The following is a 10,074-nucleotide window of genomic DNA, read 5'->3' as shown; positions in this document are numbered from 1 at the left end:
ATAAGCTGGATTTATCCAAATACCCGTGGCTTTTTTGTTTCAAAAAGTTATGCCCAACCGAAGATTAAAAGTGAGGAGTACTCAGTTTTATTTAGTATTGATTTTTTGATAATTTTGTATATAATATATATCAAATTATTTAAATTTGAGAAAGGAGAGTTGATTGAAGGAGAGTGTAAAAAGATATCTTTATCAAAGAAAAAATCAAATTAAAATTGAAGAAGAGCCTGAAGATATTGAAAATCCTTGCGAATTCTGGCCTGATTTAAAAAAGTGTGTGGAGATCTATTTCAAAATCTTTCCTGCAATGCAGCAATATCACAATGTTTTAAAAGATCCGATAGATTTTGAATATTCCGAGAGGTTTTTAAAAGAAGTGGTAAGATACTGCACCACTAATGAATTAAAAAGAAGATTTATTGACGCCCTGACCAAGGTTGTTTATAAAATTCCGAGTGCTGGGCTGGGAGATGTTAAGATAAAAGAAATGGGTGACTTGTATCATTTTTATGTCTCTTTTTTATTCCGGGTTTATTATCGAAAGTTAGACAATAAAATCATTCTTGAAAAATTTATCCCTCATAAGAAAAAGGGGTTTGAAAGGCATTTTTGAGAAAATTGAAATTTTGAGGGTCAATCATCGATAATCATTATAAAAAAAATTTAGTCTGAGAAATTTTATTGAAGAAGTAAAATTTACCACCAATAATATGATTAGTCGCAAAAATTACCAAAGACCTTTACAAAGTTATAATTACTGGCTATAATAACTGATTATGATTGAGACCTATTGCGAATTCGGATGTCCAAAGCGAGGTGACAATGCCCAAATTTAAATATAGTCCACTGGTTAAATTGGTAATGCCGGAAATTAAAGAGGCAATCAGTGAGAAGAAATGGCATGTTTTAAAGGACTTTATTTCCACCTGGGAACCGGTAGATATCGTTGAACTATTTAAAGAGCTCAAATCCGAAGATGTGCTTATTATCTTTTTGATGCTGCCCACAAATCTCCAATCTGCAATATTTGCCAAACTTGATATTAATTCCCAGGAAAGAATTCTAAAGAGTTTAAATGAGCAACAGGTTAGACAAATTCTTTCTGAAATCAAACCCGATGATAGAACTGAGTTATTTGAAGAATTACCACCAGATTTAATGCGTAAATTACTTGATATTCTATCACCCGAGGATAGAAAAGAAATTCTTCAATTGCTCGCCTATCCCAAAGATAGTGTGGGTAGGTTACTGACCCCGGATTATGTAGCGGTAAAACCGTTGTGGACAATAAGCGAGACTATGGAATATATTCGCAAATACGGTAAAGATGCGGAAACGATTAACGTAGTGTATGTGGTAGATGATAATGGAAAATTGCTTGATGATATTCCGATAAGAAAGCTGATACTTGCCGAACCAAATCAGACAATTGAATCAATAATGGACCGCAGTTATATTTCGATAAATGCCTATGCGGATCAGGAAGAGGCTGCAAAAGTGATGCAAAAGTATGATTTGATATCGTTACCGGTTACGAATGCTGAAGGACAACTACTGGGAATTGTGACAATTGATGATATTGTTGATGTATTGCAGGAGGAGCAAACAGAAGATTTCACAAAAATTTCGGCAATAACTACCAAGCCCGTTAGGGCAGATTTCATAACTAAAATAAAAGAAGTGCCTTTGCCGAAATTATACCGCAGCCGCGTAACTTGGTTAATGGCATTATTGCTAATGGATATAATTACTGGTAGTATAATCCAGGGGTTTCAGGAGACAATTGCCCGATATGTAGTGCTTGTGACATTTTTGCCGGTCCTTGTGGATACTGCCGGTAATGCCGGTTCCCAGTCAGCAACTTTGGTCATAAGGGCAATGGCGCTGGGCACAATTCAGATGCGCGATTGGCTTAAACTTTTAGGCAGAGAATTACTGGTTGCTGGTGCACTGGGAATCACGATGGGTCTTGGCATTTCTTTTATGGGCATTCTTCGAGGCAGGAATTTAACAGTTGCCTCTGTAGTGGTTATCGCAATGATTGTGAATGTAATCGTGGGAAGTTTGATCGGCATTTTGTTGCCGTTTATTTTTACCCGATTTAAAAAAGACCCGGCAACCGCAAGTACACCGCTTATTACAACATTAGCAGATATTATCGGCACAGGTATTTACCTGGGTATAGCTTACTTGATGTTGCATTAGCCTGAAAATAACTTTAATAACAGCCCTGTTTTTTTGCAAATTACACACAATGGAAAGTGCAAACTTTTGAATTAATGAAATAGAACCTGTTTCAAAAATTGTCTTTTATTTTTATCCTTGATTTTATTCAATATTCAATTAAAATATATATGTAATATGGCAAGGAGACCATCAGCAAACAGTTGTTTGATACTATGTTCTTATCGTTCCTTTTTTCTTCTCTTTTGTATTCAGGTGTTGTGAGTGTTGAAGCGAAAGATAATTATGTTTTTATATCTTTTAATGAGGATATGGATACTACTGCTGATGATTTTTGGAAAATTCATATATTCCCTCCGGTATCTGGATTCTGGCAATGGCGGAGTCTACGTGAATTAGTTTTTATCGCTGATTCTTCCCTTTCTGATACTATAATTTACATTCTATCATTGACTTCAGAGTTAAAAGAAAAAATGGTTCTGCTATAGAAGATACAGATTTAATTTTTACTGCTTCAAAATCAGTATCATACATCGGCTATCAAATTCCTTTTGAGTGGGAGGATATTAAAGAATGGGATGAAGAAATAGATTTGAGAGGCAGCCGGTGGGTATATAAAATCAAACCCAAAATTCATCCATCATACAAGCAAATCATTGATATTTTATTATGTTGGTTTCGTGTTTATCATGGCTCTTTGAAACTGGATTTTAAAGACTATTATTACCCGCATTTTATTTCTTCTGAAGGTAAAAAGTAGAAAGTTGCGGTAGATTCAAACGGTTTTTTGTATTTGATTGATAGCTCTTACGGGATGCGGTATCGCTGGTGGATTTTCCCAGAAAACCAGTGTTATCGGGCATTGGATGTTTCTGACAATGGTGAAGTATTGGCTGCTTTATTATCAAGTGATGAAGATAAGGTCGTAATAGTGCATCTTATTTCTCCGGAGGGGGAGATAATGTGGAGTAGTAAATTTTATCTTAAAAACAGCACTGATGTTGGGTTAAGTTTCATAAACAGACTTGACAAGTTCTTAATTTGTATTAACGGAGAACTCTTTTGCTATAAAATCCTACGCGAACAGGACTAAAGGCAGAAAAGTGTTTATAGAATATATAAGATCAAGCAGAAACTTCTGGAACCAGCCATCCAAAAAGCGTAGACTTTGAAATAATGTTAGACTATCAGTCACTCCTTTTTCTTTTCCAGTACATCATCCTCAACTTATTAATCACCCTAAATCCCATTCTTTTATATAGATGTTTAGCAATAGGATTGCCTTCGAATACGCCCAAACGAACTTTTTGATAACACTTGCATTATTCTAATGTCCTAACATGTTAATATCTTAGAATGCTAAAATGATAGAGAAAGATGAATGTAAAAAGATTTCCCTCAAGAGAGGAATCTGTTTATGGTCTTTGCATTGCAGAAAGTATCCAGTCTTTTATCTGATTTTTATTTGGCACCTTGCCGCTGCAGACAAGTTTTTTATTTATTACAAGTCCGGGTGTGGCGACAATGCCGTATTTGCTGATTTCTTTTAAATCGCGAATGTGCTGAATATCTGCTGCAATATTCAATTCCTGGACTACAGCACGAACATCTTTTTCCAGTTGTTCACAGGAAGGGCAGCCCGGACCTAAAATCTTTATCACCAGTCCGACCTCTTCTTCCTCAACCTCTTCGCCACAGAATCTACGGTATTCACGATAAAGGGCATTTTTATAATCTTCTTCTACACTTGAAGGGATATAATTCTGCTCTTTTGCCTTTTCCAGAAGAAAATTCTTTAAACTATTTTCGTCACCAATCTGTGCCTGTTTTGCCAATTGGAATATTTCATCAAGTCCAATGATTCCAATTCTATTGCCTTTGACGGTGATTTGTCTTATGTCCATAAATATCTCCTATTATAAAATGCCTAAATTACCTAAAATACGTAACCATTTAGCCTTCCCAAAAACATTTTCATAATTCACTGTAGGGCAAACCTTTACCCCGTTAGATAAACATCTTTTTGATTTATTTAGCTTAACTATCTACATTATCTTTCATCTAACGGGTTTTAGAGCCTGCCCCCGAACCCTGGCCTGGCGCCGGGGTAGGGTTGATTCGGGGTTTGCTTTAATTTATTTGCAAGGCTAAAGCCTTGCCCTACAATTTCTTGGAAAGACTTACAGATTCCTAAAATACATCGTCGATCGTTGGACGGTTTCGCCAAAAATAATCTTTTTTGCCTTTTTAATCCTCTTTGCTATTTTAATCCTTTCAATTGCCTGCATTACCATTTCTTTGTGCGATAAATCGCACCGTTCCATTTTCCCTTCTTCCACACTTTTTGCTCTTATTTTCCCTTATTAACCCTTATCCACTATCTCTTCCTCAATAAATTCTTTTATCTGCGATTTTGCCGGAATCTTCCCTGAGATTTTTACTTTACCATTTATCACCAACCCCGGCGTCGCCATTATCTTATATTCCATTATCTTTTTGAAGTCGGTTATTTTTTCAATATTTGCCTCTATCTTCATCTCCTCAACGACCTCTTTTGTTCTTTTTTCCACTTCCTGGCATCTTGGACAACCAGGACCAAGGATTTTTATGTTAAGCATAGAACCTCCTTTCGTTCTACTTCGTAGAACCCGCGGATTGACGCGGATTCACACAGAGAATATCTAAAAATGGCTTAGGTTCATAGTTATAGGGTATAGAAGCCGGTATGGTCATAGGTTTTAAGTTTATTGTATTTTTTCGCATAAAACTATGCCCAGAGACCATAATGGCTGCCACGCCCATAAACCAAATCATGATATTATTATCAGATAAACACCACCAAGTATCACTAAAACACCACAGATTTTTTTCACAATTGATACACCCTTTGATTTTTCTGACCAGTGGAGATAATTACCGATTGTTTCGGTTAAAGTTCCGGCAAGGACTATTACTGAACAATGGCCAATTGCATAGGCAAAAATCAGGGTGAATGCATAACCAAGTCTTGTTGAGGCAACAGCAAATACCACACCGAGCATTGGTGCCATATAAGCAAAGGTGCAGGGGCCCAGGGCAATGCCAAAGACAAGACCGATAATAAATGCACCCAATAAACCTTTTTTATCAACGCTTGGTCCACCACCGGAAAATGGCAAGGGGATTATGCCAATTAAATGCAATCCAATTATAAAAAACACGATTGCTACAATATAATTGCCGGTCCTGCCAATATCACCCATCATCCTGCCCAAAAGTGCGGTTACCAATCCGACTACGCCGATTGTAATAAGCACCCCAAGTGCAAAGATTAAGGCAATTACAAAAGCTCTTTTTACACTTATCCTGCCCTGCTCACTTATATAGCCGACAACCAGCGGGATACTCGCTAAATGACAGGGACTCAAAATTATGCTCAAAATACCCCATAAGAATGAAGCAGCAATCGCAATTACAGGATTTTGCTCAAGTGCCTTGGTTAGCCAGGTAAGGAGTTCAAGCATAAAGACCTCATTATAAAAAATCCAAAATACCTAAAAGTCCAAAATGCCTAAATTTTAGGTATTTAGGTATGTAGGTATTTAGGCGTTTATTTACATTTAGGATTTCGAATTTAGAATTCATATTGGGCAATATCATTCCACACCTAATTTTTTCAACTGACTGATAATATCCTGTTCCGGCATAAAGCCCTGGTGCCGATAAACCTCTTTGCCACTCTTGTCAAAAAATATCTGGGTTGGAATCATCATAATTTTATATTGGCGGGCCAAAGACGCATATTCTCCAACATCAATAATAAGAATTTCTGCCTTGCCCGCATATTCTTTTTGTAACTTCTCTAATATCGGCTGCATCATCTTACAGGGGATACAGGTTCCTCTGCCAAAATCTGCAAGCACAGGCCTGCCTGATTTTAATGCCCGGCTCAATGGATTATCCGCAGTAAGCGCCGCCTGCTCTTTTATCCATTTATCATTACGCACAATCTTTGCCTTTGCTTTCAGATTATTGATGAATTCTTCAATCTTCAGTCGCTGCTTTTCTTCAATTGCCATTGGCCTCAATTGCTCTTTTACTGATTCATAATCTTTGTTTGGTAACTGGTCTTTATATTGATTGAAGAAGTCCCTTAGTTCATTTTCATTGACCGTAACATTTGAAACAATCTTTCTCAATAATAAATTGACCATGATATCTTCTTTTTTATCTGGATTCTGTTTAACTAAGTCCTTATAATCGTCTTGCTGATTGACCTTCTGCCTTTTCGCCTCGTTTATGAGTAATTGCCGTGTTATCAGCTCCTCAAGAAATCCCGGTTTATCATCTTTGTAGTATTCTTTAATCTGTGAAGGCATCGCATTCAACATACTATCAAGTTGTTGGCTTGTAATTTTTATGTTATCTACGATTGCCAGGATATCATCGGTTAGTGCCAGCGGGTCATCAGAATTGCTTACGGTTTTCGCTTGCACCAGGGTATTCATATATATATCATTTTTTTCCTGAGTGATTGTATCCCGAGTCTGAATTTCGGGAGCATTGACAATCACTCCCGGTCTTTTATAACTTGCGACAAGAATAACAACGAGAATTAACAAAACAGCAATTGCACCTGTTATAAGATATTTTAGTTTATTTGCCATATTTTTCTCCTTTTGCAAACCTTATCTCCTTTTAATCATCACCCTCACCTTAATCCTCTCCCTTCAAGGGAGAGGAAATGATCTTAATGTGCATAGTATTTTCTCTTTATCCACAATGCTACATTCACTAAACTAATTAACACCGGAACTTCAATCAGAGGTCCAATAACAGCAGCAAAAGCCTGCCCGGAATTAATCCCGAAAACCGCGACTGCCACGGCAATAGCCAATTCAAAGTTATTTGAAGCGGCGGTAAATGAAAGAGTTGCACTTTGCGGATAGTTAGCACCGGCCTTTTTGCTCAAATAAAAAGAGAGTAAAAACATAGAAACAAAATAGATGAATAGAGGAATTGCAACTCTCACTACATCAAGAGGAATTTTCACAATAAATTCACCTTTTAGCGAAAACATGACAACAATGGTAAATAACAGTGCGATTAGGGTAATCGGACTGATGGCAGGAACAAATTTTTGTTCGTACCAAATTTTGCCTTTTGTCTTCAAACCAATAATTCTGGACAGAATACCCGCGATAAACGGTATCCCAAGATAGATAAAAACACTCTCGGCAATCTGACCAATGGTAACTTTAACCACCACACCCTTAAGGCCGAGCATAGGTGGTAATAAGGTAACGAAGATATATGCATAGATAGAATAAAATATCACCTGAAACACCGAGTTAAAAGCGACCAATCCTGCACAATATTCACTGTCACCTTTGGCTAATTCATTCCACACAAGCACCATGGCGATACAACGGGCAAGACCGATCATAATTAGTCCTGTCATATATGCCGGTTCTCCTCTTAAAAATATGATTGCAAGGATAAACATCAAAATAGGTCCAATAATCCAATTCTGTACCAGTGAAAGACCAAGCACTTTGTAATTGCGGAAAACTCTTGACATTTCTTCATATTTCACTTTTGCCAGAGGTGGGTACATCATAAGAATCAAACCAATGGCAATGGGAATGTTGGTTGTGCCCACTTGAAAACGATTCCAGAATTCATCTATACCAGTGAAAAGATAACCCATCCCTACGCCAACAAACATTGCCAAAAAGATCCAGAGGGTTAAAAGCCTATCCAATAAAGATAGTTTAATCTTTTGGTCCATTATACCTCCTCACCCTTACCCTCTCCCACCGAGGGGCGAGGGCAGTAAATGTGATGCCTCTCCCACCAAGGGGCGAGGGCAGGATATCCGTTTGCATCCGCTCATTTCCGTTTGAATCACTTTTTTAAACAAATAAAATTCCATAGAGCCAGCCTACAATTGTTGAAAGCACAATGACCAAAACAATATAAGTAATCGTCTTTTTTATTCCCATTATGCTACTGATAACAAGCATACTTGGTAGACTCACCGCAGGACCAGCAAGCAATAGAGAGAGTGCCGGACCTTTTCCCATACCGCTACCCAAAAGACCCTGTAATATTGGAACTTCAGTGAGTGTGGCAAAATACATAAATGCACCAGAGACCGCAGCAAAGAAATTAGCGAAGATTGAATTACCACCCACGAGCATCGCAATATACTTTGAAGGTATTATTCCAGCATCAGTATTGGGTCTGCCCAATAAAAATCCCGCAACCATTACACCGGCGAATAATAATGGCAAAATCTGTTTTGCAAATGTCCAGGTGGAGAATACCCAGTCTCTTCTCTCATCAGCATTGAACCATTTGAAGATAATTACAAACATTAAAATGAGAAATATTAAAACAAGATACCAATGGATGTTATATACTGCATTCCAGAATCCAAAAGGTTCTTTGGGCTTTGCCCAGGCAGCAAACACCAGAATAAGAATTAAAGAAAGAAAGAAAAGAGCATTCTGGCCAAGGGTTCGTCCTCTTGATTTCACTGACTCAGTTTCAAATGATTCTTCGCCTTCTATCTTTTTATCTCTATAGATCAGCGCCATCAAAAGACCAATAATAATTGAAAATAAGACCGCACCCACTGCCCTGGCAATACCCATTTCTGCACCAAGGATTCGGGCAGTCAAGATTATCGCCAGGACATTTATTGCCGGACCCGAGTATAAAAATGCCACTGCTGGACCAATGCCTGCACCGCGGGTGTATATCCCTGCAAACATTGGCAGGACCGTGCAGGAACAGACTGCAAGGATTGTGCCCGATACCGAGGCAATCCCATAGGCAAGGATTTTATTTGCTTTTGCCCCAAAATATTTTATCACTGCCTCTTTAGAAACAAAATTGCTGATTGCACCCGCAATGAAAAAGGCAGGGATCAAACAGAATAAGACATGCTCACGGGCATATTCTTGAATCATAAAGAATGCCTCAAGGATTGCACCTTGAATTCTCGTTCCTTCAAGGGGCACAAAATAAAGAATGAGAAAGACAATGATAAAGATTAAAAGTCTTGTTCTATCTTTCAATTTACCTCACTTTTTAAAATCCCAAACAATACCCAAATTTCAATAGCCAAAATAGTTCGGATAGATTCCCGCTTGTGCGGGAATGAAAGAAATGAAGAAGTCATACCAAACCGTATCGCTTTTCGCAACCGTAAATCGTATTACCTATTTCCATATCATCTTCTCGCCATTTCTCTTAATAATTCACTTTTCTTCTTTAAGTTTCCTGCGACACACTCTTCAAGGATATCAATTATCTTAAAAATCCGCCTATCCACAACTTCATACCAGACCTCAAGACCGCGTTTTTCGCAGCGCACAATACCTGCATTTTTCAAGATTGATAGATGGTGTGAGACATTAGATTGTTCAGCGCCAACATAAGGTATAATCTTGCACACGCAACAGGGACCATTCCTGAGTTTTTCTATTATTCTCAACCTCAACGGATGGGCTAAAGCATTAAATACTTCAGCCTTCATATCTAAAATCTCTGCATCTTTGTCCTGCATAATGTTAGCTCCTTCTGCCATATCTTGCTTTTTAAATCAATAAACTATATGATTATATTTAAATATTGTCATATGTCAATATCGTCCGGTTTTGTTCCCCGTTAAGAATACCTGAACTGGCAAGTCTATCAATTAAAAAACCAGTAAAATCCAGAGATTGCCCGATAATGTTATTCCGTCTTTCATCAAAATAAAATCTTACCCAAAATAAATTTAGATTCTCAGGCGAATAAGAGTATAGTTTTAGAATTGAATTAATCATGCTCTTTACTCCTGTGATTATATCTCTTTCTATGAACTCGGTCAAGTTTCTTTTGCAATTTGATTATCCTTGC

Annotated in this window: 15 protein-coding genes; 5 read left to right on the top strand and 10 right to left on the bottom strand. The window is 37.6% G+C overall.

Going from position 1 to position 10,074, the window contains the following annotated elements:
* The 5 genes from ABIL39_11720 to ABIL39_11700 form a co-directional block, all read left to right on the top strand.
* Positions 1 to 213 (top strand): hypothetical protein (locus ABIL39_11720; protein ID MEO0166792.1); only part of this gene is annotated, 213 nt, incomplete at its 5' end.
* Entirely contained in the window at positions 164 to 613 is a 450-nt protein-coding gene (locus tag ABIL39_11715; GenBank protein MEO0166791.1) for a hypothetical protein, read from the top strand. The genes ABIL39_11720 and ABIL39_11715, both read left to right, overlap by 50 nt.
* Before the next feature lie 209 nt (positions 614 to 822).
* The gene (gene mgtE, locus ABIL39_11710) at positions 823 to 2,205 is read left to right on the top strand and encodes a magnesium transporter (protein MEO0166790.1); all 1,383 of its coding nucleotides are present in this window, start codon (positions 823 to 825) and stop codon (positions 2,203 to 2,205) included.
* A gap of 182 nt (positions 2,206 to 2,387) precedes the next feature.
* Positions 2,388 to 2,672, top strand: a complete 285-nt coding sequence (locus ABIL39_11705) for a hypothetical protein (protein ID MEO0166789.1) — start codon at positions 2,388 to 2,390, stop codon at positions 2,670 to 2,672.
* 299 nt (positions 2,673 to 2,971) lie between these two features.
* Positions 2,972 to 3,277, top strand: a complete 306-nt coding sequence (locus ABIL39_11700; GenBank protein MEO0166788.1) for a hypothetical protein — start codon at positions 2,972 to 2,974, stop codon at positions 3,275 to 3,277.
* Positions 3,278 to 3,599: 322 nt separating this feature from the next.
* Here the strand turns inward: ABIL39_11700 and ABIL39_11695 are convergent, their stop codons facing one another.
* The 10 genes from ABIL39_11695 to ABIL39_11650 all read right to left on the bottom strand — a co-directional run bounded on the left by ABIL39_11695 (position 3,600) and on the right by ABIL39_11650 (position 10,001).
* On the bottom strand, positions 3,600 to 4,088 hold the full coding sequence (locus ABIL39_11695; GenBank protein ID MEO0166787.1) for a thioredoxin family protein: 489 nt from the start codon (positions 4,086 to 4,088) through the stop codon (positions 3,600 to 3,602).
* 276 nt (positions 4,089 to 4,364) lie between these two features.
* On the bottom strand, positions 4,365 to 4,508 hold the full coding sequence (locus ABIL39_11690) for a hypothetical protein (GenBank protein ID MEO0166786.1): 144 nt from the start codon (positions 4,506 to 4,508) through the stop codon (positions 4,365 to 4,367).
* Positions 4,509 to 4,547: 39 nt separating this feature from the next.
* Positions 4,548 to 4,802: a thioredoxin family protein gene (locus tag ABIL39_11685; protein MEO0166785.1), complete on the bottom strand. Its 255-nt coding sequence runs from the start codon at positions 4,800 to 4,802 to the stop codon at positions 4,548 to 4,550.
* Between the two features lie 16 nt (positions 4,803 to 4,818).
* The gene (locus tag ABIL39_11680; GenBank protein ID MEO0166784.1) at positions 4,819 to 4,998 is read right to left on the bottom strand and encodes a hypothetical protein; all 180 of its coding nucleotides are present in this window, start codon (positions 4,996 to 4,998) and stop codon (positions 4,819 to 4,821) included.
* Positions 4,995 to 5,687 (bottom strand): cytochrome c biogenesis protein CcdA, encoded by a 693-nt coding sequence (locus tag ABIL39_11675; protein MEO0166783.1) that lies wholly within the window; start codon positions 5,685 to 5,687, stop codon positions 4,995 to 4,997. The genes ABIL39_11680 and ABIL39_11675 overlap by 4 nt, the downstream gene beginning before the upstream one ends.
* Before the next feature lie 132 nt (positions 5,688 to 5,819).
* Positions 5,820 to 6,830 (bottom strand): thioredoxin domain-containing protein, encoded by a 1,011-nt coding sequence (locus ABIL39_11670; GenBank protein ID MEO0166782.1) that lies wholly within the window; start codon positions 6,828 to 6,830, stop codon positions 5,820 to 5,822.
* 83 nt (positions 6,831 to 6,913) lie between these two features.
* Positions 6,914 to 7,954 carry an ACR3 family arsenite efflux transporter gene (arsB, locus tag ABIL39_11665; protein MEO0166781.1) on the bottom strand — a complete coding sequence of 347 codons (1,041 nt, stop codon included), beginning with the start codon at positions 7,952 to 7,954 and terminating at the stop codon, positions 6,914 to 6,916.
* 124 nt (positions 7,955 to 8,078) lie between these two features.
* Entirely contained in the window at positions 8,079 to 9,248 is a 1,170-nt protein-coding gene (locus tag ABIL39_11660; GenBank protein MEO0166780.1) for a permease, read from the bottom strand.
* Positions 9,249 to 9,403: 155 nt separating this feature from the next.
* The gene (locus ABIL39_11655; protein ID MEO0166779.1) at positions 9,404 to 9,739 is read right to left on the bottom strand and encodes a metalloregulator ArsR/SmtB family transcription factor; all 336 of its coding nucleotides are present in this window, start codon (positions 9,737 to 9,739) and stop codon (positions 9,404 to 9,406) included.
* Positions 9,740 to 9,797: 58 nt separating this feature from the next.
* Entirely contained in the window at positions 9,798 to 10,001 is a 204-nt protein-coding gene (locus tag ABIL39_11650; protein MEO0166778.1) for a hypothetical protein, read from the bottom strand.
* Positions 10,002 to 10,074: the final 73 nt, after the last annotated feature.

It is taken from the genome of candidate division WOR-3 bacterium (genome assembly GCA_039802205.1).
In the GTDB taxonomy this organism is placed as follows: domain Bacteria; phylum Hydrothermota; class Tepidihabitantia; order SM23-42; family JAOAFX01; genus JAOAFX01.
The sequence above is the reverse complement of the archived record's forward strand: the minus strand, read 5'-3'. Positions and strand labels throughout refer to the sequence as shown.